Source organism: Streptomyces griseoruber (genome assembly GCF_001514205.1).
GTDB classification, from domain to species: Bacteria; Actinomycetota; Actinomycetes; order Streptomycetales; family Streptomycetaceae; genus Streptomyces; species Streptomyces griseoruber.
This window is the reverse complement of record NZ_KQ948767.1, coordinates 213644-239836: the sequence shown is the minus strand read 5'-3', so window position 1 is coordinate 239836 and position 26193 is coordinate 213644. Positions and strand designations below refer to the sequence as shown.

Below are 26193 nucleotides of genomic sequence, written 5' to 3'. Positions count from 1 at the left end.
GCCCGATCCCCGGGAACCGCCGCCCTCGCTGTTTCCGCACGCCCACATCACCCACCCACCGGACGACCACCGAGCCCCGAGCCTCGAGCCCAGAAAACCGGAAGAGCCCCGAAGCACACGGCGTGCGCCCCCGCCCCCGTACTCCTCACCCCCAGCCTGCAGTTGTCCACCGGCCATGGCGGGGGGTACCTCTGTGTGTTTTGGTCAAGGTCTGAGGCCAGTAGGTTCGTGAGGTCGGGGGCGGGGGCCAAGCCGGAGGGGTGCGCATGAACGACAGCCAGGTCACAATCAAGCTCACGGGTGACGAGGCGCTGGTGCTGTCGCACTGGCTGGAGAAACTTCAGATGACGGACCTCAGTCGCGTTGTCGATGATCCGGCGGTCTGGGCTCCGATCCATCGAATCGCCGGAACGCTGGATAAGACACTCCCTGAGCTGTTCGCCTCCGACTACGACCAGCGACTTGAGTCCGCTCGGCAGCGACTGCGACCGCAAGACTGACCGGCCAGTCTCAACCCTCAACGGGGTGCGGCGGGTTGGGGTTCCCCGGAGAGGCCGTCGCGGAGCGTTCGCGAAGAGGACGTCAACCCGGGGCCTGGCGATTCGGCATCCCCGACCTGCCGGTGGGCGTCGACCGTGCCGGCCGTCGCCCGCCCCTGCGATGTGACGAGCCAGGCGAGTACCTGTTCCATCAGCGGCGATCCTCCCGGACCCTCGTCGTTCCAGTGCACCCGCCACCGAGGAGGTTTCCGGGGCCGGTCCCGGAAGTGGATCTTGGTCGTGGGGATCGCGTCCAGCCCACGGCATCCGCCCGCCGTCCCTCAACCCCCCTGTGCGGGAGCCGAGGGACGTGGTCGTCGTCCAGGGGCGGGAATCCGGCCGGGCCTCAGCGGTGTTCGGGCAGGTCCGACTCGGCCGGCGTCATGGACGACCTGGGCCGCGCGGGCGACGCCGTCGCGGCCGGCTTCTTGCCGCAGAACGCGGCCTCGAGCGTGCCGCCGAGTGCCGTGTTGGCAGACCCCTTGTTCGAGGTGTTGGCCATCGCGGAGAGGCTGCGCCGACCGTCGCCGGTCGCGAAGGCGTAGGTGTAGTACCCCTGCACGGTACCGGTGTGGCCGTAGACCCGCGTACCGCAGGACAGGTCGTAGCGGCGCAGACCGAGGCCGTAGAAACGGGTGTTGGTGGCGTCGGTCGGCGTGACGGTGGTCATCGCCTCCAGCATCCGCGGCGACAGCAGCCTGCCTCGCATCAGCGCGGTCACGAAGGTGTTCAGATCCGCCGTGCTGGAGATGACCGCCCCGGCCGACTGTGCCCAGGAGACCGTCTGCTCCGTGGAGTCCACCAGCGGCGCGCCCGCCTCGTCGGGGTGCAGATAGCCGTGTGCATGCATCCCCGCGATGCGGACGTCGGGGTGCACGTACGAGGTGTTGCGCAGCCCGAGCGGCCCGATGATGCGGCGCTGGTACTCCTTGACCACCGGCTTCCCGGTGATCTTCTCGATGAGCATGCCGACCACCACGAAGTTCGTGTTGGAGTACTTGTACGCGACGCCGGGCTCGGTGGTGCGGGGCTCGCTCAGCGACAGGTCCACCAGTTCCTGGTAGCTGAAGACGCGATTGCGTACGGCCTCGAAGCCGGGCACGGTGTGCTCGAACATCGCGTCGGTGTAGTCCGCGAGTCCACTGCGGTGGGACAGGAGGTGCCGCACCGTGATCCGGTCGTCGGGCAGCAGCCCGGGAAGGTAGCGGTTCACCGGCGCGTCGAGCTCCAGTTCTCCCTCTTGCACCAGTTGGAGCAGCACCACGCTGGAGAAGGTCTTGCTGACACTTCCGATACGGAAGCGTGCGCGGACGTCCATGGCGGCGCCCGAGTCCCGGTCGCGCACACCCACGGTCCGGGCCTGGACGCCCTCGGGGCTGGTGAACCGGGCCATCGCTCCCGGTGCGCCCTCGGCCATGGCGGCGTTCAGCGCGGCGACGACGCCTTCCATGTCGGGGGCGGGTGTGGTGGCGCGTACGGCGCCGGGAACGGCCGGCGCGGCGTACGCGCTGGTGGTGGGGGTGACACCGGCGGCGAGCGCGGCGATCAGGGTGGCGCCGGCGGCCAGGCGTCGGCGGTTGTTCAGCGTCACGTCATTTCCTTGAGTCGAAGGGCAGGGCGCAGGGTGCGGGAGCGGTCCGCCATGTCAGGCAGGACACTGTCTGATCTGCTGCTTCCACACATCCGCGCTGCCGGTGTTCAGGTACCAGTCGTTGACGTAGCCGCTGTTGCTGCCGCCGACCTCGACCCGCATCCAGTAGCGGTAGTTCGGGTTGTCGTAGGCGCCGTCCCCCAGCCTCCAGCAGGTGATGCCGACCTGGTCGCCGTTGTACAGGCGGCTGTACGCGTCGGCGATCGGGCCGTACCCGTAGCCCGGGCCGGTGCGCACCTGGAGCCAGGAGCCCGGGTCGATGCCGGTGACCGTGGTGCAGGGGATCGTGGAATCGGACATCTGGCACGGGTAGATCGCGGCGTTCGCCGAGGTGGCCGTGCTCAGCAGCATCGTGGCGGTCGCGAAGACGGTCGCGAGACCGAGGATCTTCCGGCGGACGGAGTTCATGGGTTCTCCCCTCGTCGTTGTCAGGGTCTTCAGCAGTGCGGGATCCGCTGCTGCCACACCGCAGGGTCGCCGGTGTCGAGGTACCAGTCGTTGACCCAGCCGGCGCGCACGCCGGTGTCGATGTACATCCAGTAGCGGGAGTGCGGGTTGTCCGCGGCCCCGTCACCCGTGGACCAGCACTTCAGGCCCACTTCGGCCCCGTTGTTCAGGCGCCCGTACGGCACGTCGGCGTAGCCGTATCCGGGGCCGGTGCGCATGTTCAGCCAGGAGCCCGCATCGATTCCCGTGACGTACGCGCAGACCGCCCGGTCCCCCGACACACGGCAGTCGTGGACGGCTGCCTCGGCGGGAGTGACGAGTGTCGGCGTGACGGCGAAGGCCATCAGCACGGCGAACAGCCCCGTGCCGGCCCGGCGTCTGAAAGACATACAGTGCCCCGTTTCTCTTGCGTGTTCCGCGTGGGGGCACAGCGATAGGCGCGGTTGGTCAGCCGCCACCGTCCCCCGTGGTCGGACTCAGTCTGTTCAGAGCCAGGAGCACAACCCAGCATTTCGAGGAGCTTCAAAACGTGTCCTGGTCGGCGTCTTTGCCCAGGTTGTTCGAAACCTTTGCCCAAACCCGCGCGTCCCAAGGGGTGGTGATACGTCAACGGGGGGTGTTCATGGACCGTTTCTCCGAGTTGTGTCTGGGGCCGCTGGAAACGGTGCCGGTGTCCGTGGTGGCGCAGCCCGGCGTCACTTTGATGTCGCTCGTCGCGGATGCGCTGGGCGGCCGTTCCCAGGGTGTGCACCCCATCTGGCGGCGCGCGCTGCGCTCGGCGGTGCCCGAGGGGGCGGAGGCAGTGCTGCGGCCGCTGTTCGCCCGCGAGTACTCGATGGTCCCCGACTGCCTCACCCCCACGGCGCCGCTGTGGGAGATCGACCTCTCGGTCCAGCTCGACCGTCTGGCGGAGATCCCGCCCCATCTGCTGCTGCAGGAGCTGGAGACCGACTTCGGGGGGACGGTCCCCCGGCAGTGGCAGTCGGTCGTCGATCGGCCGAAAGCCTTCATCCACGCGTACGCGGCCATTCTCGGCGCCGTGTGGGAGGCCTTCGGGCCGATATGGGCGCGGGCCGGCTCTCTGCTGGCCCGGGAGACCGAGCGCGTGGGTGTGGCGGTCGTCAGCAACGCCCTGCCGCTCGTTCTGGCCGGGCTCGGGCCCAAGATCCGCTTTGCCGGGCAGACGGTGTACGTGCCGGATCCGCACCCCGAGACGTTCGAGCGGGGTGCCCGCCGCGTGGTTCTGGTGCCCATCGTGTCGGGCAACGGTGCCTCGGTCTTCAGTTTCGACCGTTCCGACGCCGTGTGGTTCGGCTATCCCGTGCCCGGCCTGAACACTCTGTGGACCGCGCAGCAGGCCACGGCCGAAAGGGACCCGCTCAGGCTCGTGGTGGGCTCCCTGCGGGCGGGGATCCTGCGCGAGCTGGTTCGCCCGTGCACCATGGGCTCCCTGGCCTCCGCGCTCAACTGCACGCCGGCGACCGTGACATACCACTGCGGTCAGCTGGAGGCAGCCGGTCTCCTCACCCGGGAGCGCCGAGGACAACGCGTGGTGGCCCGGCGCACGGCGTCGGGTGCGGCACTCGTCACCTTGTTGTCGGGGTGAGCCCGTAGGCCGGAGCCCGACCCGCTGGCGCGACCGCCACCCTGACATCCGTCAGGACCGCCGGACCCGCTCCCCTTTCTAAGGTCGAGTCGTCTTCCAGGCCCCGGCTGTACTGCGGGGCACCCTCCACAGACAGGAAGAGACGGCCTTCATGCGCCTGTTCCGCTCCACCCTCGCCACGGCCACCGCCTTGTGCGCGGTCACCACCGGCGTCGTCCTCGCTCAGCCCGCACAGGCCGCTGCCTCCGACTGCGAAGGCGGCGCACGCGGCTTCCGAGACCACCCCGACAACGCCGAAGGCGACACCGACAAGCCTGCCGACTTCAGCCTGGGCAGTGTCCGCATCACGCTGGAGAAGGGCGTCTACGTCGACCAGCAGATCGCCTTCGGCAAGATCAGCGGCCGGACCCGGCCCGGCGACAACGTGTGGATGGACTGGCGTGCCAACGGCTGGGACAACAGCAACGCCGTGTCCCCCTGGCTCCAGTGCGGACCTTTCACCGTCCGGTCCGCGGGGCAGAGCCTGACCACGCCGTTCCGGCGCACCAGCACCGACCCGCAGTACCAGTTCCGGGTCTGCGGCTCGCTCGCATCGGACGGCGTGGTCCGCTGCTCCGACTGGTGGTAGAGCCCGCCGCCCGGCCCCGCTTCCCAGCGTTCACCACGAAAGGCATGACCATGCGCAGACTCCTGCGCGGCGCCGCCGCGCTCGCCCTCACCGCCGTCGCCGTTCTGACCGGGGCCGCCCAGGCTCAGGCCGAAGGCGGCTCGTGGGACGGCTGTCCCTACGGCGCCGTCTGCATCTACCCGCAGAACCAGATCCCCGTCGACAACCCGCACCCGAGCCACATCTTCTACTCCTACGGGTTCCACCCCATCTACAACCAGTACGGCAACCACTGGGTCTTCAACAACCAGTACGACGGCGCCCTGGCCGAGCTGTGCGAGTCCATCAACACGGACTGCCACGACTCCATCCCCCCGCAGGAAGGCTGGTACGTCGACCTCACACCGATCAACTCGATCCATCTCAGGGAGCACTACCAGTGAGGCGCCGTCTCCTCGCTGCCGCCGCCGCGCTGCTGCTGATCGGCGGCGCGGCGGGCTCGGCCGCCGCCGGTGCCCCGGCCCGGCAGCCGGTGCAGCCCGCCACCGCGTCCGTCGAGGTGCCCGCCGGCGTCAGCGCCGGGGTCGCCGTCTTCGACCGGCAGACCGGCACCTTCACCGAGCAGCTCAACACGAGCACCCGTTTCCGGTCCGCCTCGGTCGTCAAGCTGCTGCTGGCGCTGGACTACTTGTGGGGCCGAGGCCCCGGCTACACCGTGCCCGCCGCCGACCGGGCGTGGCTGGAGCCGATGCTGCGCAGCAGCAACGACAACGCGGCCAACACCTACTGGTCGGACAACGGCGGTACGGCGATCATCACCCGCATGGTGAGCCGCCTCGGCCTGAAGGACACGGCAGTGCCGCCCACCGGGTTGGAGGGCTACTGGGGCTACACCGCGCTCTCCGCCCGCGACACGGTGACGATCTACCGCTACCTCCTGGACTCGGCACCCGGCCCCGTGCGCGACTTCGTGATGGGGAACCTCCGTCAGTCCACGCGCTGTGCCTCGGACGGCTTCGACCAGCACTTCGGCCTCGCGGGGGCGTTCGAGAAGCCGTGGGCGGTGAAACAGGGCTGGGCGGGAACCTCGTACGAGAAGGGCACCTGCGGCCCGGTACGCACCGCGACCGCGACGCCTGCGGCGAGCCCGGCTCCGGCCGGCGCCGCGGACGTGGACCTGACGCGGCCCGCGCTGCACAGCACGGGCACCGTGGGCGCCGGTGACCGGTCCATCGTGGCCGTGTTCACGCTGCATCCCGTCGGCACGTCGTACGGGAAGGCGTACACGGACATCGGCCGGCTCACCCGCTCCCTGAACGTCCCCGGAGCCACACGGTCCACGGGGTGGTGGTACGGAACATGGAGCGACCATGTGAACGTCCGCCCCAACCCCTCCACGGGCAACGCACCCCTCACCCAACTCCCCTCGGGCGTCGAAGTGTTGGTGGGCTGCCAGGCGAGGGGCGAGGAGGTTCACGTACCGCCCTACACCAACGACTGGTGGGCGTACCTCCCCCAGTACGACGGCTGGATCTCCAGCATCTACATCAACTCGCCCGACAACAGGATTCCGGACGTCAAGGACTGCTGAACAGCCTTGAACGACAGCTCCGCCTCCTCACCGCTCGTAGGCGGCGAGGAAGCGGAGCACCTTGTCGACGTGCGGTCGCACGCGTGCGGGGACGCCGCCCTCCACGATGACGGTGCGGTCGCTCGTGCGGTAGCCGGCCGCGATCAGCGCGGGAAGATCCTCGGCGGGCATGTCGGCCTTCTTGAACTGCTGGTCCAGCCAGCACACATAGACCGCCATCGTGGAGATCGCGTCCGGCGGCGACCGGTAGTCCTTGTCCCCGTCGCCGTCACCGTCGACCGCCCAGGCCCGAAACACCGACGGCGTCCACATGGCGATGCCGTACTCCTCGCTCGCCGGGCGGGCCGCGTTGACGTCGAAACCGCTCTCCGCCTTGAGCATGGCGGCGAGCAGCGCGGGTGTGACCTCCGCGTCGGTGCAGCGGTGGGCGGCCTTCACGATGACCGGGCGCAGTGCTTCGGGTACGTCGGAATCCTCCGGGATCTCCTCGGCCGCCCCGCTGTACGCGCCGGTGACGACGGCCGGTGCGCCGCGCCCCTGGTCGTCATCATCGTCACCCCCGCCTCCGCCGCCCCCGACCAGCGCGGCCCCGCCGATGGCGGCGGCCGACACTGCGGCGAGCGCCACAGCGGCGACCGGCAGCAGGCGGCGCCGGCCACGAGGGCGTGCCAGTTGCTCGATCCGGGCGCTGAGGCTCGCGGCGGTGTGGCGCAGGCGACCCGCGTGGTCGGGTGCCAGACAGTCGCCGATGAGTCGGCGCCAGTTCTCGTCGAGTCCGGCGTCCAGACGCAGGGGCGCGGTACCGCGGGCGTAGGCCTGGGCGGCGAGCGAGCGGGCGCGGGCGGTGGCGCCGGGGAACGGGTGGAGGCCACCGGTGAGCACCTGGTGGGCCAGGACGCCGAAGGCCCAGATGTCGGCGGTCGGCCGCGTCACCGTCCCGCCGGCTCCGGTGCGCTGGGACCACCACTCGGGCGGCACATGGTCGAGCGTGCCGAGCGGCGGCACATAGGCGTGGGTGCCCTCGAGTTCGGTGGCCAGGCCGAAATCGGCGAGCCAGACCGCGCCGTCCGCGCCCAGCAGCACGTTGGCGGGTTTGAGGTCGCCGTGCACCCAGCCGGCGCCGTGCATATGGGCAAGCCCGGCGGCGACGCCGCGCAGGACCCGCTCGGCGTCCGGGATCGGGACGCCCAGCCCGGCAGCGTCCAGCACCTGACGCAGACTGGCCTCGGCCCGGTCCATGACGAGCGCGATCGCACCGTCCAGCGCGGGCAGGTCCGGCGCGTCCACGGTGCACACGGCACGAGTCCGCACCAGGTGGGGGTGGTCCGCCTCGGCGCTGAACCGCACCTCGCGCGCGACCAGTTCGCCGAGCGCGGCACGCTGGCCGGGTGCCAAGGCGCCCGTCGGCAGCACCTTCACCGCCGCGATCGCGCCGTCGGCCACCGCGCGAGCCTCGTACACGGTTCCCCAACCGCCCGACCCGATGACGGCATCCAACTCCCAGCCCTCGATGCGGAAACCCGCCGGCAGACGCGGCGTTTCGAGGGCGCCCTCCTCGGCGCCCGACGAGGTCACGTGCCGCTCCCCTGTGGGACGGGCCGCCTGCGGGACGGTAACAGGGCGAGATGCTCCTCGCGCACCAGGCCGAAGCGCAGGGCGAGGGAGGCCAGCCGGGCGCGCTTGGCGCCGGTGCGGCCGTTGCCGTCCGCTCCGGGCTCGTCGCCGAGGTCCAGGCGCAGCTTGGCAAAGGCCAGGTAGTCGATGTGGTAGTTCACCGCGGAGCGGGTCAGACCACGACAGCTCTCCAGCGGGCCAAGCCGCTCCGCGATGTCCCCGGCGCCCGGCAGTGCGCTGTCCGAGGGGTCGCGCAGCCGCGGCTCGCACAGGGCCACCAGCACCAGGAAGTACTTCGCCGTCGTATCGAGTGCGTAGGGGTGCACGGTCGACTCCCCGGCGCCGGGCGAGGACCGCTCGTCCAGATAGGCGTGCTGCGGGGCGAACACCTTGAAGTCGACGGTCCCGCACAGCGCGGGCAGCACGACTCTGGAGAACTCGAAGGGCACCGGCGCTCCGAGCCGACCGGGCGCGACGGTGATGTACTCGCCGGCACCCTCCAGGTTCTCGACCGCATACGCGGTGTCACGGCTGAAGTTCGACAGCCGCCAGTAGTCCTCGGCCGCCTCCAGCCGCCCCGCCCGCCGGGAGATCCCGGGGTCGGGCAGCACGATGGAGACTTCCCGGCCGCCGGGCAGCCCGCGCCCGAAGTCGGCCACGTCGCCCGGTCCCATGTGCAGCAGCTCGGGCCCGCCCGCGGCGGCATCACCCGGCCGTGACGGACCGGGCGGCTGCACAATGATCGTTTCCATACCGACTTTCCCCCGATGTGGTCGCCAGGATCGCGGCGGTTCCGGCTGCCGCGGAGTGTTCGCCACGGAGCGCCGGCTTCTGGTCAAAAGCCGCACGCGTGACATCGTTGCCCACGCCCGGCACCGCATGCGGGCCGGTTCCAGGGGTGAGAACGCGAGGCACGTCCCCTAGGACGATCGGCCGATCATCTCGGTTCCCGGCGCCTGATCCGCTCCCGCGGCACCAGGGCGGATGACGGGCGAGACCGACTCCGACGCTGGAATCGCCGGTCGATCAGGACCGGAACGGGGGCGACGACCACGAGATCTCTAGCCTCGGCCGTCACTCCCCTCGGAGGGCCGCACGCCCGGTCCCACCAGCTGCTCCCCCACTGCCGGAGCGGGACACAGAGTAGTGGGTGACGGCCGTCGGCTCGGCTCCAGGGCAATCGCGCACACCGCCCGGGGCCGCCCCCACCGGGCGCCCTGGTGGCGGGCCAGTTCCCACGCGTCGTGCGCGCAGAGGGTCTCGACCTCGTCGCCGTGGTCGCGGACCAGGCTGCACGAACGCCTGGAAACTCGCCCCAGCCGGTCGGCCCTCGCCCGCCGTCGGCCCGCGCTGTCACTCGCTGGCTCCCCACCCTTCCCGATGCTCTGGCCGAGGCAGAGCGAGTCCAGCGCAAGGCCGTCCTGTCCACCCACCCCGAACTGACAGCGCTCGCCGCGCAGGTACGCTCCTTCGCCCCCGTGCCACCCACCTACCTCGATGCCGTTACCGTCGGCCTCGCACCATCTCCTCCGCAGACACGTCCTGCTGGCGTGACCGAAAGTCACCGCTCCACAAGAAGTGGACCAGAGCCCGAATCCCGACAGCAGATGTGCGGCGCTTCGGGAAGCGGCCCGCCGCTGCCGAAGCCGATGTTCACGAGAACGGTAGGCATGCCGTACCTGGCAGGCGTGGCTTGCAGGACCCGGCCCCCTTGGTGAGGGCAGGGCCCAGGCCGGTGGGTTGACCGGTCGCGTGGGTCCTGATCGCTGCCGGTGGGCACGGCTTTCCTGGAGGGACCCATGAGCTGGGCGGATACCTGCCCCCGCTGAGCAGGAGTCGCACCCTCACCCGCTTGTCGTCGACGACGGAGGCGAGATACGACCGATCAGCGCTCAGCGGGCTCCCACCACACCAGATTGGCGGCCGCCTGAGCCACCGGCTCGATGATCTCCCAGCCCTCGGCGATCAACCCGTCGTCGATCCGCCAGATATCGACGACCGCGATCTCCGGCCCGGCATCGGGGAGTTGCCGCCGCGAGTGCATCACGACGTGATCACCGTCGGCCAGCAGGTGGTGGACCTCGACCCGCATAGCGGCGAGCGGAAGGAGCGCTGCCTGTACGGCGGCGAGCCATTCCGCCTTGGTCGAGGTGGTCGAGTCCGGCCTGTGATGGACGAAGTCATCGCTCAGCAACGGTTCGAGCGCGTCGGCGCTGCCCGTCTCGATCAGTTCCGCCAGTGCCCGTTGAACGATGTTCTTGTTGTCCGTGGTCATGGACGCAGTGTTTCCGCGGTCGTGACGGTTGTCGATGAAGTCGGACTTCATGACGTACGGCTCTCCGATGAGTACTGTCGATGCCTGTGCATACCGTCGGGGAGTTGTTACGGCAGTGGCGGCATCGCCGACGACTCAGCCAACTCGATCTCGCGATCGCGGCCGACGTCTCGGCTCGTCACGTCAGCCTGGTCGAGACGGGCAAGTCCAACCCGAGCGCCGACATGGTCCTCCGGCTCGCGGCCCAGCTCGACGTGCCGTTGCGTGATCGCAACCGGCTGTTGCTCGCGGCCGGCTTCGCACCCCGGTACGCCGAACGGCCACTCGATGACGACGCGCTGTCGGCGGCCCGGGACGCGGTCGCGAGGGTGCTCCGCGCGCATGAGCCGTACCCGGCGTTGGCCTTTGACCGCCGGTGGAACATCGTGATGACCAATCGCGCGGTCGAGCCATTCTACGCGGACGTCGATCCCGACCTGCTACGGCCGCCGATCAATCTGGTGCGGCTGGGACTGGACCCGCGCGGGTTCGCTCCTCTGGTCGTCAACCTGGCCGACGTACGTGCGGTGTTCCGCTCCCGAATCACGCGTCAGCTCGCCCTTGCTCCCGACGCCGAGCTCACTGCGCTCTATGAGGAACTGCTGGAGCCCAACTCCGAGGACGCGTCGAGCCGATCGGTCGAATCCGATGTCGTGATCCCGATGATCCTTCGCTTCCACGGACGAGAGCTGCGGCTGTTCTCGACCATCACCACGTTCGGTACCCCGATGGACATCACGCTGGACGAGGTCGCGATCGAGTCGTACTACCCGGCGGACGCGGAGAGCGCCGCCTACTTCGAGGAGGCCGACGGAATCTAGTCCTCGCCTTGTACGGAGCAACACCGCACTCCAGCCCATCCACCAGAAAGGGCAGGATCTCCACGCGACCCTCCGGAAAACGCCCTCACTGACCTTGCCGGTGTGATGTCGGGGGGCTGACAAGCTGTGGTTGTCGCAGTGGGCCGGTCACCTGTGCGGCGAGGTGGGGGCGAGGGGGCAGGGGACGATCGCCGGGCCGGGGCCGGCGGGGATCTCCAGGGCGTCGTGGTCGAGGTCGAGGTCGCCGAGGACGCGGTGGTGGAAATGTTGTCGGCCGCTGCGGTAGTACAGATCGGCGAGGTCGGTGTCGCCGGGCGTGCGGGCGGCTTCGGTGGACGCGCCGCGCCGCCGGATGCGGCTCCCCCGCATGTGGCCGGGATCGGCTGGGTGAGGTTCACCGCGTTGCGTCGGGGTCCAGGACGTGGGCGACGCGCTGTCCCCACGGCATGTCGTCCGCTCCGCCGCAGACCGCGCCGCCCGACCCGGTGCTGCACCGTTCCGTCCTCGCCATGGTCCGGTTCCAGGGCACCGTGGACGTCCCGTCGGGCGACGACGCCTGCCTCGCGCTTCGCGGCAATGTCCGGGAGGAACCGGCCCGGGACCACGAGATCCAGCGACGGACGCCGATCACGGCCACTCGTTCATCGCGTCGCGAGCGCCGGGTGCCCCTGGTTGCGGTGAATCCCAGCAAGGCTTCGGCGTCGTCGCGCGACATCCGATTCGCGGCGATCTGCAGGCGATCCGAGGGGAAGACCGTGCTGCCGACGCATCATCGCCGACCCCGTCTGCCTTTGGAGTTGGCGGGGTATATCGGCCTGCCCCCGACCACCTCCCGCGAGGCGGGCGAGGACGGCCAGAGGCTGACCAGGCGGTGCAGATAGTCTTCCGCCGCCCACCGCTTCAGGTAGTCGGCGTCGAGTAGGTGCACCCCTTGATCGGCGGCCCACCGGGCGTCCTTTCCGGTGAACTGCTCGACACTGATCACCAGCCGGGCCGTGCGTCCGGGGCCGAACGGCACCGCATCCCACAGGGGAGCCGTATCCCGCAGCGGAGCAGGGCCCGTGTGGACGGCGATCTCAAGCGTTTCGTGACCAGGATGCCAGGCGAACACCCGGGGTCTGCCCTCCACGGTCTCGGAGATGACGCGCCAGAAGCCCTCCCGCCGCAGTATCCGTTCTGCCGCCTTCGCCAGCCCCCACTCGTCCAGCCCCGCGAGTTCCCTCGGTTTGTAGACGCCGTCGCGCCGACGGAGATACCGCATGAAGGGCACCGACAGGACAACGAACGGCAGTACGAAGAGCCCGGCGGCCAGGTGGCCGAACCGGGAGTCAATGCTTTCGAACAGCCCCTGCGGGACGACGAGAGCGAAGGCCAACATGAAGGTCCCGCCGACGACTTTCCCCACACCCCGCCAGGTGAGCCGGTTGATCCCTCTCAACCGCCTCTCCAGCCGCTCCCGTTGACGCACGGCCCGACGCGTTCCCGGCACAGGCGGGCGCAGCCGTCTCAGCACCGTCTCTTTCACCCCGCACCACCGCCCCCTCCGGAGATGTCATGTTCCTTGAGTACCCATGCGTGGGGCGGTGCTATCAGGGCTCAGGCGAAGAGCGCCGATGGCGAGATTGCGCCAGAACGACTTCCGCCGAGTAGCCGGCCGCTGCGTTCAGCGGCCCACGGACGCCAGGCCCTGACCTATCGAGGCCGCGATCAGCCCCAGCACAGGAGGCCCTGCGATCCTGACGGCCCACTGCCCCACGGACAGCGGCTCGCTCCTGGTCTCGCCCCCGTTCCCGCCCCGGAGAACCGACACGAACGACCAGACGATCCAGAGCAACAACGAAACGAGCACGACGGTCGCGAAGAACTCCACGGATGGCTCCCCCCAACAGCAAGTCCGCCTGAGCCAGCAGGCGGCTGTACCCGCAGAGTTCCGCCGGGCGTCGATGTGGTCAAGCCGGTGACGACGAGGCGTAGCGCAGCATCAGCCCGATCGACGAGCGGCACCTGGCCGAAACGGATGGGGTCCCAGGGCTTACCGGCTGAGCAGCGACGCCGGTTGAGGGGATCGGGGACTGTCGGTGGCTGGTGGCAGGATCACCGGCATGGTCTTCGTACGTACTACGCCGCCGCGTCCTGTCGATGTCACCGCGGTCTTTCCGGAGCTCGCTCCGTTGGCGCGTGCCGCGATTCGGCTGCATCCTCGTGCCGGGTCACCTTCGATCAGGGAGAGCTCGGTCGGGGGGCCGTTGCTGTGGCCGGCTGAGGAACCGTGGCCGCACTGCGAAGGCACGCACCTGGACAGTGGGTTCCGCCGGTCGCCGGCAGAAGTGCGGCTCGACAGGCGTAGGCGGGCCCGGCGGCACCATGATCCCCACGGTCCCGAGTCCACGCCCGAGGAAGAGGCGATCAAGGAACGGAACGCCGCGAGGCTCGCGGAGCGACTCGACGCCGGCCCTCCGTGGCCCGCGGAGTGCCCGGTCCCCATGTTGCCCGTGGCCCAACTGTATCTGCGCGACGTACCGCTGTTGCGGCCGCCCGGACAGGCCGACCTGCTCCAGGTTCTCTGGTGCCCCTACGACCATGATCCGGATTACAAGCCGTCGACCGCACTGTTCTGGCGGTCCGCCGCCGCGGTCGTCGACATCCTCGCCACACCGCCAGAACCGTATGAGGCGGACTGGCCGGGCTATGTGCCGGAGCCGTGTCTGCTCGCCCCAGAAGCAGTCACCGAGTACCCCAACAGCCTTGATCTGAGTCCGGAGATGCGGCTGGCGTTGGGAGACTGGAGCAGATGGCAGGCAGCCGACTGCGGCGTGGACAGCTCGTACGCGGACTGTCCGGCGGAGTTCTATGACGGCAATCTGGCTGACGCTCCCGGCTGGAAGGTCGGCGGCTGGCCCCCGTGGGGCCGCACCGACCCGTATCGCCGATACTGCGCCGTCTGCGACGCTCAGATGGTCCCACTGCTCACCATCGCCTCCTTCGAATGGGACGGTGGTGCGCGACGCGGCTGGGCGCCGTACGAGGACCGGGCCGCCGCCTACGCCGCCGGTCACCTCGCCGGCCAGGCCCCCTCTCAGCCGACCAAGGTAGAAGTGGGCAGCACCGACAACATGCAGCTCTACGTCTGCCCGACCTCCCCCGAGCATCCGCACACCGACCTGATCCAATGAACTGTCCAGCCTGTTGCACACCTTCCCGTGGCCGGTGACACACGTGCTGCCGCGTGAGGGTGTGTGACAAGCCGCTTGCCTCGCCTGTGCCAACCAGACAGCTTGGGCCGATCCCAGCTCACCGCGTCATCCGGCTGTGCCGGTGACAACTACTGAGCCGTAGCACATGATCCTGGCCTGAGTGAACTGGTGGGGGATGCTCGGCACTTGTCGCCGTCGGCGCAGCAAGCGTCGCGGATGCGGGTGGTCGCCGCGCTGGTCGAGGGTCATGACCGCGCGGACGCCGCGGCGATGTTCAGGGTGTCGCTCAAGGCGGTGACGGGGCCAGCCTGCAGACCGGCTCCCGGTCGGCAGGCCTCACGCCGTCCGGCGGTGTGGCGGCGCTCGTCATTTCTGAGAAGGCAGTTGGGTGTGGATACAGGCATGGCAGGATCGCGGCCATGTCCCTCAGCGTTCCCCGCCTGCGGATCGGCTCGACCGAGATCATCGCCCTCGCCGACGGCGAGGGCCCGTTCTTCGCGCCGCGCGCCGAGGCCTTCCCCGAGGCCACGGCCGCTCAGTGGGCCGAGGCCGACCACTACGACCCGGGCGCGGTCGATAGCGAGGGCCGCTGGCGCCTCCAGTTCCGCGCGTACGCGATCCGCGGCGACAAGGGCCTCACCGTCGTGGACGCCGGGATCGGTCCGGCGGACAGCCCGGCCGCCTCATGGGCGCCCGTGCCCGGGGTGCTCCCCGAGTCGCTCGCCGCCGCGGGCATCGACCCGGCCGAAGTCGACACCGTGGTACTCACTCATTTGCACACCGACCACGTCGGGTGGGCGGTCGTCACCGAGGCGGCCGCCCCCTCAGCGGGCGGCGCCGTGGACGGCAACGCTTCGACCGGCAGTGCGACCAGCCGCCGCCCCTATTTCCCGAACGCCGAATACCTGCTCCAGCGAGCCGAGTTCGACGCCCTCGACGCCCTCAACCCGCAGCTTCGCGAGACCCTCACCGACCCGCTCGCAGCGGCCGGCCGACTCCGGCTCCTCGACGGGGACACGCCGCTGCGCGCCGGACGCGCGATCGCCACACCCGGCCACACACCCGGACACCAGAGCGTGCTGGTCGCTCACGGGCGCGAGCTGGCACTCGTCACCGGCGACCTCCTGGTGCACGCACTCCAGCTGCTCCACCCCGAGCTCGCCTACGCGCACGAGAACGACCCCGAGGCGGCCGGACACTCAAGGAAGCGCATGCTCAGCCGCGAAACCGCCACCACGCTGCACCTGGCGACGCCGCATCTGACGGAGCCGTTCATCCCGGCGTGATCGCGGCCGTCCGGCGCGAGTCAAGCCGTCAGGACGTCACGGCGCGGCCCGCCACCCGATTGGGTGACGGGCCGCGCTCCCCAACGTCACACCAACGACACCGAGCTGGGTGCGGGACGTGGGTTCTTGGTCCCGGGCGGCCCTCCGCGACCGGCTCCACGAGGTTGGGGCACACGGGCCGGGGTGAGGCGTTCGAGCCTGGTCGGCTTCTCCCTGCGCTGCTCGTTCTCGCAGCCCGGGAACGCATCAGTCCTGTCGCGCACCGGCTCAGGACACCTCGTCCGCATCGGACCGGCAGGCCGCCGGCAGAAGACTCCGATACGTGAACTCGCTGACCTTGCTCTTTCTCCGCAGGAGCAGGGATTTCCGGTCGACTCCCGCGCCGATACTGAACAGGACAGGCCCGTCGTCCCGGGGCTCGAAAACACTGCCCTCGTTCTTGAAGAAATGCCCACCCAGCGCGTTGGTCGGCAGCATTTGAGAAGCCAGCCCTCGCTCCACGACCCGTTGAGCAGCGCGGAGAAGACGGCCCTCGACCTGCGTCTGTCCAGTACCACCACCCCCGGGGACGAGTTCGAAGACGCGCTCCTGGAGAGCGCGCGGGGGCGTGGGTTCTCCCTCACTCTGTGTTCCCTGACAGCGGAGATCATCCAGTCCGATCCGGAACCCGATGGCCATCTCGCCCGGTTCGGCAGCGAAGACGACCAGCGGGCGCTTCGGCTGGCCGAGCACATCGCCGAGTTCCTGCACGAACTCGAGCGCGTCATCCTGCGTGAGTGGGAGGAGCTCGTGCGTTGCAGGACCCGTTCACGGCGATGGCCGGCCGGCCGGGTGTACGGATGGAGCCGTTCCCCTACTTCCGGAAGATCCGCGCGCTGATGTACCAGCAGGGCACCCCGGATCCCATGCGGTACTGGCGTGAGATCGAACCGGCCGTCGAGCTCTTCGGGGTACGGGTCGAGGCCGGAATCCACCGGGAGCTGCTACGGCGGCTCAAGGCGGCCACTGAGAAGTCGCCGTCCGATCTGACCGCACTCGACGCCGACGCCGAACGCTACGGGGTTGCGACGGTCTACGGCTTCCAGCCGCGCACCATCCACGGCGCCGACCGGCTGAGCAACCATGCCTGGGGGCTCGCGATCGATGTGAACGCGACGTGGAATGCGTACATCACCCTGGGCGGGGTCATGGAGGTGATCAACCGGCACACAACCGAACATGTCGATCTGCGCCGGGACGCCGTCGACCATCGGCTCGCCGCACGCGAGGACCGCGAGATCGTCCTCGAACAGCGTGACGAAGTCCTCAAGAATGCCTCCTACGACCTGAAAATCCGGCTCGCCGGCATCGAGCCGAAGGCGACGTCCCTCTTTGACGCGGTGCAGCGGGCGGCCGATGAGCTCGCCAACGCCGAGGCCACCGGGGAAGCGGCCCGTGTGGCCCTGGCACAGGCGCAGTACGCGCAGGCCAGGAAGGCCTACGAGGCGGGCCCGGACGTCGCGGACTACATCTACCTGCGTACGCACCTGCCGGAGAAGGAACTCACGATCTGGACCCTGGAGGGCTTCCTGAATCTGCCCCTCGAGGTGATCAAGATGATCAAGTTCAAGGAAGGCGTGGTCTGGGGCGGCGAGTACGAGAGGATCAAGGACTTCATGCACTTCGAGCTCGCCCCCCTCCCAGGTGCCCGACACTTCCCGGTGAACCCCGCTGACCGACCGACACGGCACTTCGTTCCAGTGCCGCGCCTGACCACGGCCGCGGCCGAATCGGGCGCCGACGAACCGTCGGTCACTTCGGCGCCGTCGCTGTCGTGGCGCAGGCCGTGCCGTTGAGGGTGTAGGAGCTCGGCGGAGCGGTGTTGCCGGTGTGGGCCGACTGGAAACCGATGCCGACCGATGCGCCTGGAGCGATGGTGGCGTTGTGGGCGACGTTCCTGGCCGTCACCCGGCCGGAGGCGGGCGAGTAGTCCGCGTTCCAGCCGGAGGTGACGGTCTGGCCGTCGGGCAGGGTGAAGGCGAGGGACCAGCCGTCGATCACGGTGGTGCCGGTGTTGGTGAGGGTGATGTTCGACGTCAGGCCGGTGTTCCAGGCGCTGACGGTACTGGTGACCCGGCAGGTCGCCGGCCCCGGCGGCGGGTTGGAGGTCTGGAACTGCGTGAAGAACTTCCAGACCTCCTGCGGCACCCAGGTCCTGGATCCGCTGTCTCCTGCGGCCCCGTCCTGCGGCGCGGCGATATGCCCTTCGTCGAACGCAGCCCAGGTGACCGGATGCCCGGCCGAGCATCCCGAGTAGGTGGTGACCCGGTGCGTCAGGCTGCCTTGCGCCGGCTCCGTCGGGTTCTGGGCGGTGCAGCCGTTGTTCCTGACGAACCTGTCCCGCAACGCCCGTCCGCCGGAGATGCCGAGGACGTTGTCCCTGAGGCCGTGCACCCCGAGGTAGGCGATGGGCTGGGTGCCACCGCTGCATCCGCTCAGCTGCCCGCCGCTCTGCACCGCGACCGCGCGGAAGACCGTCGCGCGGGAACACGCCAGGGCGTACGACATGGCGGCTCCGTAGCTGAATCCCAGGGCGAAACGCTGTGTCGTGTCGACGCACAGATCCGTCTCGATGCGCCTGATCATGTCGTCGACGAAGGTGACGTCCTCCCCACCGGCGTTGGCCCAGCCGTTGTCGAGGCCTTGGGGTGCGACGAAGATGGTGCTGTTGTTCGCCAGTCGCTGGAGCCCGTAATAGGCCCAGCTGCCCGTTTCCACGGTCCGGCCGGTGGCGACGTCGGTGGAGGTGCCGCCCAGCCAGTGGAACCCGAAGACCAGCCGGTAGGCGCGGTTGCGGTCGTAGCCGTCGGGAACGCGCAGGATGAAGTTGCGGTTCTTGCCGCCGCTCTGGATCGTGTGCGTTCCGCTCGTCAGGGCGGGAGCCTTGCCGCACCCTGCGGTCGGGGCAGCGGCGCCGGCGGACGCGGCCGCCATGGCGGAGACCGTGCGCGGGGTGCTCTCGCCCTGGCCGCGGCCCAGTGCCGTGCCTCCCATGCTCAGGACGACCACCACCGCGATCACGGCGGACCATAAGAGGGATCCTGTCCTCGTCATCGCGAAACTCCCCTTCTCAAGGCTGTGGTTGCTCACGCGCGGGTCCACTTCTGGTTGGCCTGGCCGTTGCAGGTCCGCAGCAGCAGCGGGGTCCCGTTCGCGGTGCCGGCCCGGTCGACGTCGAGGCACAGCCCGGCGTGGACGTTGCGGATCGACCCGTCGGAACCGGTGGACCACTTCTGGTTGTCCTGGCCGTTGCAGGGCCAGGTGATGACACGGGTACCGTCGGTGGTGCCCTGGTTGTAGGCGTCCAGGCACTTGTCGCCGAAGACGCGGATCTCGCCGCCGGCCCACGTGGTCCACAGCTGGTTGGCGGCCGTATGACAGTCCCAGAGCAGTACTGTCGCCCCGGCGGCGGTGGAGGCGTTGTCCACGTCCACACAGCGGCCGGACCCGTTGCCGCGCAGCCGCGAGGTGGTGGCGGCCAGCGGGCTGCCACCGCTCACCCGGAACACGGCCGCGCCATGCGCGGGGACGCTCGCCGAGATCGGCCCCGCCGTACTCGACGTGGCGCCCGTCCACAGATCGGTGAGGGTGAACGGCCCGCCGGACAGACCTACCTGAGCTGCTGTCGCACTGACCGCCGCGGTGGTCTCTCCCCGGTTGAACAGGCCCACCGCCACCGAGCCGTCGGACAGCGGCTTGGCGAACACCTCGGTGCTGCCGTCGTCGCGCACCCTGCGCCCGCCCGCGCCCAGCTGATCCTGGTTCACCGCCAGCAGCCGCGGGTTGCGCAGGATCGCGCTCACGTCGGCGGACATGGTGCGGATGTCGTTGCCGGCCATGAGCGGGGCAGCCAGCAGCGCCCACAGGGCGAAGTGCGAGCGGGACTCGGTCAGTGACAGGCCGGGACGGCCCACGACCAGCATGTCCGGGTCGTTCCAGTGCCCTGGACCCGACTGCGCCGCCAGTGGTGCGGTGACGTCAAGGACGTTGCCGACGCCCATCGGATAGCTGTTGGTGTTGCCGTTCTGCCAGATGTCGAGCAGGTCCTCGGTCGTCCGCCACAGGTCTGCGACCTCGCCCCAGTCGTACGTGGCACCGGTGATGGCGTGGAAGCTGTTGGGGTTGATGCTGTAGACGATCGGCCGCCCGGTGGCACGCAGTGCGTCGCGCATCACCGTGAACCGTGCGACCTGCTCGTCTCGGGTGCCGCTGGAGGAACACCAGTCGTACTTGAGGTAGTCCACACCCCAGGCGGCGAACGTGGCGGCGTCCTGGGCTTCGTGCCCCCTGCTGCCCGTCGACCCGGGATAGGCACCGCTGGTCTGCGCGCAGGTGCGCTCGCCCGGCACCTGGTAGATGCCGAACTTCAGCCCCTTGCCGTGGATGTAGTCCCCGAGAGCCTTCATCCCGCTCGGGAACTTGCTCGCGGCCCGCAGGTTGCCCGCCGCGTCACGCTGCGGGTCGAACCAGCAGTCGTCGATCACCACGTACCGGTAACCGGCGTCCCGCATCCCCGAGGACACCATCGCGTCGGCGGCCTGGCGAACCTGCGCCTCCGTGACCCCGCACCCGAAGCTGTTCCAGCTGTTCCAGCCCAACGGTGGAGCAAGCGCCGGGCTGCCGGGCGCGGCCGAAGCAGTGGAGTGAGCGGAAGCCGTCACGGACGCGGTGGCCGTCAGCACGATGGTCGCGAGGAGGCGGAGCAGTCGTCCGCCTGACCGTCTGGGCACCAAGCGCTCCTTTCGCGGAAGGGTGCCATGGGCGTGCGACGCGAAGATCGATGTCACGTCCATGACACTGAAGAAGGGGGATGCCGGTTCGAAATTTCGTGAATGATTCGGAAACTGCGGCCTCACGGATACTAGGGGGGTCATCGAGCATGTCAACACCCATCACTGCACTGCCTCCACAATCCGGCCATGCAGACGTGCGGAAGGTCGCGCATCTGCACCATCCGGGCAACTGGCCAGCGGGAACATGGGATCAAATAGCTCCGAATGTTTCGAAGCATCAATCGATTCATGCGAGAGGTATTGACGGCATTCACCGGCCCCCTATCATCCAAAATGCTCGACAAGCCGATCCGTGTTCGACATCTCGTATACAGAGCGGCCGCTCCGCACGAACCAGCAGGGCACCTCCGGACAACTCCAACCGTCGACGGCTGGGTCACAGAGGGAGAACGCCACCCGTGCAGATGTCATGGACTCATCACATCCTGTCCCGCCGGCGCGCACTGACGGCCGCCACCGGCCTGGCCGCCGGTGCCCTGCTGCCTCCGGCAGCGGCCCCCGGCACCACTTCCGCCCAAGGGCCGGCCCTCGGGACCGCGGCGGCCTTCAACAACCCGGTGATCTGGCAGGACTTCGCGGATATCGACGTCATCCGCGTCGGTGACACCTACTACGCCTCGGCCTCGACGATGCACTACTCGCCGGGCGCACCCGTCCTGCGCTCGTACGACCTGGTCAACTGGGAGATCGCCGGCCACTCGGTGCCCGTCCTCGACTTCGGCGCCAAGTACGACCTGAACGGCGCCCGTGGCTACGTCCGGGGCATCTGGGCATCGTCGCTGGCCTACCGGCCGAGCAACCGGACCTTCTACTGGCTCGGCCAGATCGACTTCGCCCGGACGTACGTCTACACCGCCACCGCCGCCGAGGGGCCGTGGAGCAGACTCACGACGATCAACACCCCCTACTACGACGCGGGGCTACTCGTCGACACCGACGACACCCTCTACGTGGCATACGGCAACACCACCATCAACGTGGCCCAGCTCTCGCCCGACGGCCGCACCCAGGTCCGCACACAGCAGGTGTTCACCACTCCGCCGAGTGTCGGCACGCTGGAGGGCTCCCGCTTCTACAGGATCAACGGGCAGTACTACATCTTCCTGACCCGCCCGGCCAACGGCCAGTACGTCCTGAAGTCGTCGAGCGGCCCCTTCGGTCCGTACACGATGCGTCAGGTCCTGCTGGACCTGCGCGGACCGATACCCGGCGGCGGCGTCCCCCACCAGGGCGGACTGGTGCAGACGCAGAACGGCGCCTGGTACTACCTGGCCTTCGTCGACGCCTACCCCGGCGGCCGGATGCCCGCCCTGGCACCGGTCACCTGGACGTCGGACGGCTGGCCCGTCGTCCAACTCGTCAACGGCGCATGGGGTTTGACATATCCCAGCCCTGCCGTGCCCCCTCCGCCCCGCCAGGTCACCCCCCTGATCGGCGTCGACACCTTCGACGGCACGGCCCTCAAGCCGAGATGGGAGTGGAACCACAACCCGGACAACACCAAATGGTCGGTGAACAACGGCCTGACCCTGCAGACCGCGACCGTCACCAACGATCTCTACTGGGCCCGCAACACCCTCACGCACCGCATCCAGGGCCCCACCTCCACCGCCACGGTCCAGCTCGACCACACCGCGATGCGGGACGGCGACCGGGCCGGACTCGCGCTGCTGCGTGACTCCTCCGCCTGGATCGGCGTCAAGCGCGACGGCGCCGGGACGCGGGTGTCCATGGTCAACGGGCTGACCATGGACACCAACTGGAACACCACCGGCACCGGCACCGAGGCCGCGAGCGCGGCCGTGTCGGGCAACCGGGTCTGGCTGCGTGCGAGCGCGGACATCCGTCCCGGCACCGGACGCCTCGGCACCTTCTCCTACAGCACCGACGGCACCACCTTCACCCGCCTCGGGCCCGCCTTCTCGCTGGGCAACGACTGGCGGTTCTTCATGGGCTACCGATTCGCCCTCTTCAACCACGCCACCCAGGCACTCGGCGGCTCGGTGCGCATCGCGCGGTTCGAGCTGACCACGCCCTGAACGGTCCACCGATCGCACCACTCAACCCCCCACCCACTCCACGAGGAGAACCATGAACCCGCTGAAACGGCTCGGCTGTCGCCGAGCCTCGGTCCTGGGCCTGCTGGCCGCGACCGTCCTGGTGACACCCGGGACGGCGACCGCCGCGCCCGACACGCCCGACACGCCCGACACCGTTCGGGCCTCCACCCTGGGCGCCCAGGCGGCCCAGTCCGGACGGTACTTCGGAACCGCCGTGGCCGCAGGCCGGCTCGGCGACGGCACGTACACCGGCATCCTGGACCGTGAGTTCAACTCGGTCACACCCGAGAACGAGATGAAGTGGGACACGACCGAGCCGTCCCGCGGCTCGTTCAACTTCGGCCCCGGCGACCAGATCGTCAACCGGGCGACGTCCCACGGTCAGCGCATGCGTGGCCACACCCTGGTGTGGCACTCCCAACTGCCCGGCTGGGTCGGCTCCATCAGGGACGCGAACACCCTGCGCGGCGTGATGAACAACCACATCACCACCTTGATGAACCACTACAAGGGCCGGATCCACTCCTGGGACGTGGTCAACGAGGCCTTCGCCGACGGCTCCAGCGGCCAGCTCCGCAGCTCGGTCTTCCGGGACGTGCTGGGCAACGGCTTCCTGGAGCAGGCGTTCCGCACGGCTCGGACGGCCGACCCGGCAGCCAAGCTCTGCTACAACGACTACAACATCGAGGACTGGAACGCGGCCAAGACCCAGGGCGTCTACCGCATGGTGCGCGACTTCAAGGCACGCGGCGTCCCCATCGACTGTGTCGGCCTCCAGGCGCACTTCGGCGCCGGCGGTCCCCCCGGCAGCTTCCAGACGACGCTGTCGAGCTTCGCCGCACTCGGCGTGGACGTCCAGATCACCGAACTGGACATCGCGCAGGCGTCGCCGACCGCGTACGCGAACACGGTCAGGGCCTGCATGAACGTCACGCGCTGCACCGGCATCACGGTCTGGGGCATCCGCGACAGCGACTCCTGGCGCAGCGGCGAGAACCCGCTGCTGTTCGACCGCAACGGCAACAAGAAGTCGGCGTACAACGCGGCGCTGACGACGCTGGGCGGCACACCCGCCACCACCCGTAGCGCCCCCGACGCCGCTGCTCTGCCCAGCCGTTACTCGTGGAGCTCCAGCGGCCCGCTGATCGCACCGAAGCCGGACTCGACCCACAACATCGCCGGGATCAAGGACCCGACGGTCGTCCAGTACAACGGCAAGTACCACGTGTTCGCCAGTACCGCGAGCTCCTCCGGCTACAACCTGGTCTATCTGAGCTTCAGCGACTGGTCCCAGGCCGGCTCGGCCACCCACCACTACCTGGACCGCACCGCCATCGGGTCCGGTTACCGGGCCGCGCCTCAGGTCTTCTACAACGCGCCGCAACGCCTGTGGTACCTGGTCTACCAGACCGGCAACGCCTCGTACTCCACCAACCCCGACATCAGCAACCCCAACGGGTGGAGCGCCCCGCGCAACTTCTACTCGTCGATGCCGGACATCATCCGGCAGAACATCGGCAGCGGCTACTGGGTCGACATGTGGGTGATCTGCGACAGCGCCAACTGCTACCTGTTCTCCTCCGACGACAACGGACACCTGTACCGGTCCCAGACGACCGTCGGCCAGTTCCCCAACGGGTTCACGAACACGGTCATCGCACTGCAGGACTCCAAGTACGCGTTGTTCGAAGCGAGCAACGTGTACAAGGTGCAGGACAGCAACCAGTACCTGCTCCTCGTCGAGGCCATCGGATCCGACGGGCGGCGCTACTTCCGCTCCTGGACCACCACCAGTCTGGCCGGCTCCTGGACGCAGCTCGCCGCATCGGAGAGCAACCCCTTCGCGCGGGCGAACAACGTCAGCTTCCCCGCGGGCTCCTGGACCCGGGACATCAGCCACGGCGAGATGATCCGCGCAGGCTACGACCAGACACTCACCATCCCGTCCTGCCGGCTCCAGTACCTCTACCAGGGCGTGAATCCCAACGCGGGCGGCGACTACAACCTCCTCCCGTGGCGGCTCGGACTCCTGACCCAGACCAACCCGACCTGCTGACCGACCATGCCGTGGGGAGTGCTTCCGATGGGAGCGCTCCCCACGCTCATCGCCGGCCATCGGACGCATCCCTGTCAGAAAGCCGAGGTACCGTCATGCGCAGCAGACTGCTCGCCCTGGTGGCCGCGCTCTCCGCGCTGCCGCTCGCGCTCGCCGCCGCACCGCCCGCCCACGCGGCCGACCCGACGACCATGACCAACGGGTTCTACGTGGACCCGGATTCCAGCGCGAAACGGTGGGTCGCCGCCAACCCCGGCGACGGCCGGGCGCCCGCGATCAGCGCCTCCGTCGCCAACACCCCGACGGCCCGCTGGTTCGGCTCCTGGAGCGGCACCATCGGCACCGCCACCGGCGCGTACGTGGGTGCCGCGGACGCCAGGGACAAGCTGCCCATCCTCGTCGCCTACAACATCTACAACCGCGACTACTGCGGCGGGCACTCCGCGGGCGGAGCCTCCTCGCCGTCCGCCTACACGAACTGGATCGCCCAGTTCGCGGGCGGGATCGCGGGCCGCCCGGCTGTCGTCGTCCTCGAACCGGACTCCCTGGGGGACTACGGCTGTATGACCCAGGCCCAGATCGACGAACGCGAGGCCATGCTCACCGGGGCGCTCTCCGAGTTCAACCGCCAGGCTCCCCACACCTGGGTCTATCTCGACGCCGGCAACCCGGCCTGGGCGAGCGCCGCGACCATGGCCACGCGCCTGCACGAAGCCGGCGTCCGCCAGGCTCACGGCTTCTCGCTCAACGTCTCCAACTACCTGACCACGGCCGAGAACACCGCGTACGGCAACGCCGTCAACAGTGAACTCAACGCCCGGTACGGCTACACCAAGCCGTTCGTCGTGGACACCAGCCGCAACGGCAACGGCTCCAACGGCCAGTGGTGCAACCCCTCAGGCCGCCGGATCGGCACCCCCAGCCGACTGGGCGGAGGCGCCGAGATGCTCCTGTGGATCAAGGTCCCGGGTGAGTCCGACGGCAACTGCGGCGTCGGCACCGGCTCCTCGGCCGGACAGTTCCTCCCCGAGGTCGCCTACAAGATGATCTACGGCTACTGAGGCGGCACCGCTCCGCCGCAGTTCCACAGGCCCCGAGACAGACCTGGCGCAGTGGCGGGCCGAGCGCCGCGGACGCGGACCGGACATCTGCCGACCGCCGGACCATGACCTGCGCATTCTGCTCGACGCGGTCCTCTCGCGAACCGCACCGCGATCCCCTGGCGTCACCTCCCGCACGACTACCCGCACGGGAACACCGTCCACGCCCACTTCGCCCGCCGGCGGGAGGGAGGCGTCTTCGACCAACTCAAGGACAACACGCAAGGGCTCGTCTTTGGGGTGATTCCGCCGCCGGGTCCTGACCGGATCGAGGCCGCCCAGGCCAGGATGGCCGACACGCTCCTGGCCTCGGGCATCACGTCCTTCCTCGACGCCGCCAGGGGCGAGGACAGCCTCAAGACCCATGCCGACCTCATCGGAAAGAAACTGCTGCCGCAGCACATCACCCCCGCGCTGCTCATCGACACGGAACTCGCCACAAAGCCACCGGGCCGCGGCCGCATGCCTGCGTGAC

General features: G+C 69.3%; 25 protein-coding genes and 2 pseudogenes. 14 read left to right on the top strand and 13 right to left on the bottom strand.

Annotated features, from left to right (window positions below; genetic code table 11):
- The first annotated feature begins 266 nt into the window (after positions 1–266).
- On the top strand, positions 267–500 hold the full coding sequence (locus AQJ64_RS16265; RefSeq protein ID WP_055637342.1) for a hypothetical protein: 234 nt from the start codon (positions 267–269) through the stop codon (positions 498–500).
- Positions 501–885: 385 nt separating this feature from the next.
- On the opposite strand, the gene AQJ64_RS16260 is transcribed toward AQJ64_RS16265, so the two are convergent.
- The 3 genes from AQJ64_RS16260 to AQJ64_RS16250 are packed head-to-tail and all read right to left on the bottom strand — an operon-like array spanning position 886 to position 3026.
- Complete coding sequence (locus tag AQJ64_RS16260) at positions 886–2130, bottom strand: serine hydrolase domain-containing protein (protein ID WP_055637341.1); 1245 nt, start codon at positions 2128–2130, stop codon at positions 886–888.
- A gap of 54 nt (positions 2131–2184) precedes the next feature.
- Positions 2185–2598, bottom strand: a complete 414-nt coding sequence (locus tag AQJ64_RS16255; RefSeq protein ID WP_055637340.1) for an SH3 domain-containing protein — start codon at positions 2596–2598, stop codon at positions 2185–2187.
- Between the two features lie 29 nt (positions 2599–2627).
- The gene (locus tag AQJ64_RS16250; protein WP_055637339.1) at positions 2628–3026 is read right to left on the bottom strand and encodes an SH3 domain-containing protein; all 399 of its coding nucleotides are present in this window, start codon (positions 3024–3026) and stop codon (positions 2628–2630) included.
- A gap of 233 nt (positions 3027–3259) precedes the next feature.
- Here AQJ64_RS16250 and AQJ64_RS16245 point away from each other — a divergent pair, with 233 nt between their 5' ends.
- From AQJ64_RS16245 to AQJ64_RS16230, 4 genes are all read left to right on the top strand, one after another.
- On the top strand, positions 3260–4243 hold the full coding sequence (locus AQJ64_RS16245) for an ArsR/SmtB family transcription factor (protein ID WP_157881109.1): 984 nt from the start codon (positions 3260–3262) through the stop codon (positions 4241–4243).
- A 151-nt stretch (positions 4244–4394) separates the two neighbouring features.
- Positions 4395–4871: a hypothetical protein gene (locus tag AQJ64_RS16240; RefSeq protein WP_055637337.1), complete on the top strand. Its 477-nt coding sequence runs from the start codon at positions 4395–4397 to the stop codon at positions 4869–4871.
- Between the two features lie 44 nt (positions 4872–4915).
- Positions 4916–5293 carry a hypothetical protein gene (locus AQJ64_RS16235; RefSeq protein WP_338060010.1) on the top strand — a complete coding sequence of 126 codons (378 nt, stop codon included), beginning with the start codon at positions 4916–4918 and terminating at the stop codon, positions 5291–5293.
- On the top strand, positions 5290–6441 hold the full coding sequence (locus tag AQJ64_RS16230) for a serine hydrolase (RefSeq protein WP_055637336.1): 1152 nt from the start codon (positions 5290–5292) through the stop codon (positions 6439–6441). Before AQJ64_RS16235 ends, AQJ64_RS16230 begins: the two co-directional genes overlap by 4 nt.
- 27 nt (positions 6442–6468) lie before the next feature.
- Here AQJ64_RS16230 and AQJ64_RS16225 read toward each other — a convergent pair whose 3' ends face one another.
- The 3 genes from AQJ64_RS16225 to AQJ64_RS16215 all read right to left on the bottom strand — a co-directional run bounded on the left by AQJ64_RS16225 (position 6469) and on the right by AQJ64_RS16215 (position 10330).
- A complete protein-coding gene (locus AQJ64_RS16225; RefSeq protein ID WP_055637335.1) occupies positions 6469–8016 on the bottom strand; it encodes a serine/threonine-protein kinase in 1548 nt (515 codons plus the stop codon).
- Complete coding sequence (locus AQJ64_RS16220; protein ID WP_055637334.1) at positions 8013–8807, bottom strand: hypothetical protein; 795 nt, start codon at positions 8805–8807, stop codon at positions 8013–8015. The genes AQJ64_RS16225 and AQJ64_RS16220 overlap by 4 nt, the downstream gene beginning before the upstream one ends.
- Positions 8808–9940: 1133 nt before the next feature.
- Positions 9941–10330, bottom strand: coding sequence for a nuclear transport factor 2 family protein (locus tag AQJ64_RS16215; protein WP_055637344.1), 390 nt, complete (start codon positions 10328–10330; stop codon positions 9941–9943).
- Positions 10331–10410: 80 nt separating this feature from the next.
- Between AQJ64_RS16215 and AQJ64_RS16210 the strand changes: the two genes are divergently transcribed.
- The gene (locus AQJ64_RS16210; RefSeq protein WP_206189842.1) at positions 10411–11190 is read left to right on the top strand and encodes a helix-turn-helix domain-containing protein; all 780 of its coding nucleotides are present in this window, start codon (positions 10411–10413) and stop codon (positions 11188–11190) included.
- A gap of 147 nt (positions 11191–11337) precedes the next feature.
- Here AQJ64_RS16210 and AQJ64_RS16205 read toward each other — a convergent pair whose 3' ends face one another.
- The 4 genes and pseudogenes from AQJ64_RS16205 to AQJ64_RS16195 all read right to left on the bottom strand — a co-directional run bounded on the left by AQJ64_RS16205 (position 11338) and on the right by AQJ64_RS16195 (position 13060).
- Complete coding sequence (locus tag AQJ64_RS16205) at positions 11338–11559, bottom strand: hypothetical protein (protein ID WP_059202735.1); 222 nt, start codon at positions 11557–11559, stop codon at positions 11338–11340.
- Between the two features lie 2 nt (positions 11560–11561).
- A pseudogene (locus tag AQJ64_RS50795) lies at positions 11562–11668 on the bottom strand (extradiol dioxygenase); the annotation flags it as partial.
- A gap of 291 nt (positions 11669–11959) precedes the next feature.
- Positions 11960–12628 (bottom strand): hypothetical protein, encoded by a 669-nt coding sequence (locus AQJ64_RS16200; protein WP_162252493.1) that lies wholly within the window; start codon positions 12626–12628, stop codon positions 11960–11962.
- Between the two features lie 225 nt (positions 12629–12853).
- Positions 12854–13060, bottom strand: coding sequence for a hypothetical protein (locus AQJ64_RS16195; protein WP_055633143.1), 207 nt, complete (start codon positions 13058–13060; stop codon positions 12854–12856).
- 232 nt (positions 13061–13292) lie between these two features.
- On the opposite strand from AQJ64_RS16195, the gene AQJ64_RS16190 reads away from it, so the two are divergent.
- On the top strand, positions 13293–14363 hold the full coding sequence (locus AQJ64_RS16190; RefSeq protein WP_055633142.1) for a hypothetical protein: 1071 nt from the start codon (positions 13293–13295) through the stop codon (positions 14361–14363).
- Between the two features lie 440 nt (positions 14364–14803).
- Positions 14804–15670 (top strand): MBL fold metallo-hydrolase, encoded by an 867-nt coding sequence (locus AQJ64_RS16185; RefSeq protein WP_055633141.1) that lies wholly within the window; start codon positions 14804–14806, stop codon positions 15668–15670.
- Positions 15671–15937: 267 nt separating this feature from the next.
- Here the strand turns inward: AQJ64_RS16185 and AQJ64_RS16180 are convergent, their stop codons facing one another.
- The gene (locus tag AQJ64_RS16180) at positions 15938–16420 is read right to left on the bottom strand and encodes a hypothetical protein (protein WP_157880891.1); all 483 of its coding nucleotides are present in this window, start codon (positions 16418–16420) and stop codon (positions 15938–15940) included.
- 44 nt (positions 16421–16464) lie between these two features.
- Here AQJ64_RS16180 and AQJ64_RS16175 point away from each other — a divergent pair, with 44 nt between their 5' ends.
- Entirely contained in the window at positions 16465–17505 is a 1041-nt protein-coding gene (locus AQJ64_RS16175; protein WP_059202733.1) for a M15 family metallopeptidase domain-containing protein, read from the top strand.
- On the opposite strand, the gene AQJ64_RS16170 is transcribed toward AQJ64_RS16175, so the two are convergent.
- The gene (locus AQJ64_RS16170; RefSeq protein WP_206189668.1) at positions 17462–18721 is read right to left on the bottom strand and encodes a CE1 family esterase; all 1260 of its coding nucleotides are present in this window, start codon (positions 18719–18721) and stop codon (positions 17462–17464) included. The genes AQJ64_RS16175 and AQJ64_RS16170 overlap by 44 nt on opposite strands.
- A 74-nt stretch (positions 18722–18795) precedes the next feature.
- A complete protein-coding gene (locus AQJ64_RS16165; RefSeq protein WP_055633136.1) occupies positions 18796–20439 on the bottom strand; it encodes a glycoside hydrolase family 27 protein in 1644 nt (547 codons plus the stop codon).
- A 467-nt stretch (positions 20440–20906) separates the two neighbouring features.
- Here AQJ64_RS16165 and AQJ64_RS16160 point away from each other — a divergent pair, with 467 nt between their 5' ends.
- The 5 genes and pseudogenes from AQJ64_RS16160 (at position 20907) to AQJ64_RS16145 (ending at position 26192) form a co-directional block, all read left to right on the top strand.
- The gene (locus AQJ64_RS16160) at positions 20907–22541 is read left to right on the top strand and encodes a glycoside hydrolase family 43 protein (protein WP_211286487.1); all 1635 of its coding nucleotides are present in this window, start codon (positions 20907–20909) and stop codon (positions 22539–22541) included.
- Between the two features lie 52 nt (positions 22542–22593).
- On the top strand, positions 22594–24618 hold the full coding sequence (locus AQJ64_RS16155) for a glycoside hydrolase (protein ID WP_055636305.1): 2025 nt from the start codon (positions 22594–22596) through the stop codon (positions 24616–24618).
- Positions 24619–24713: 95 nt separating this feature from the next.
- Positions 24714–25679 (top strand): glycoside hydrolase family 6 protein, encoded by a 966-nt coding sequence (locus AQJ64_RS16150; protein WP_055636304.1) that lies wholly within the window; start codon positions 24714–24716, stop codon positions 25677–25679.
- 34 nt (positions 25680–25713) lie between these two features.
- Positions 25714–25928 (top strand): annotated as a pseudogene (locus tag AQJ64_RS52025) (transposase); the annotation flags it as partial.
- 78 nt (positions 25929–26006) lie between these two features.
- The gene (locus AQJ64_RS16145) at positions 26007–26192 is read left to right on the top strand and encodes a hypothetical protein (protein WP_157881043.1); all 186 of its coding nucleotides are present in this window, start codon (positions 26007–26009) and stop codon (positions 26190–26192) included.
- Position 26193: the final 1 nt, after the last annotated feature.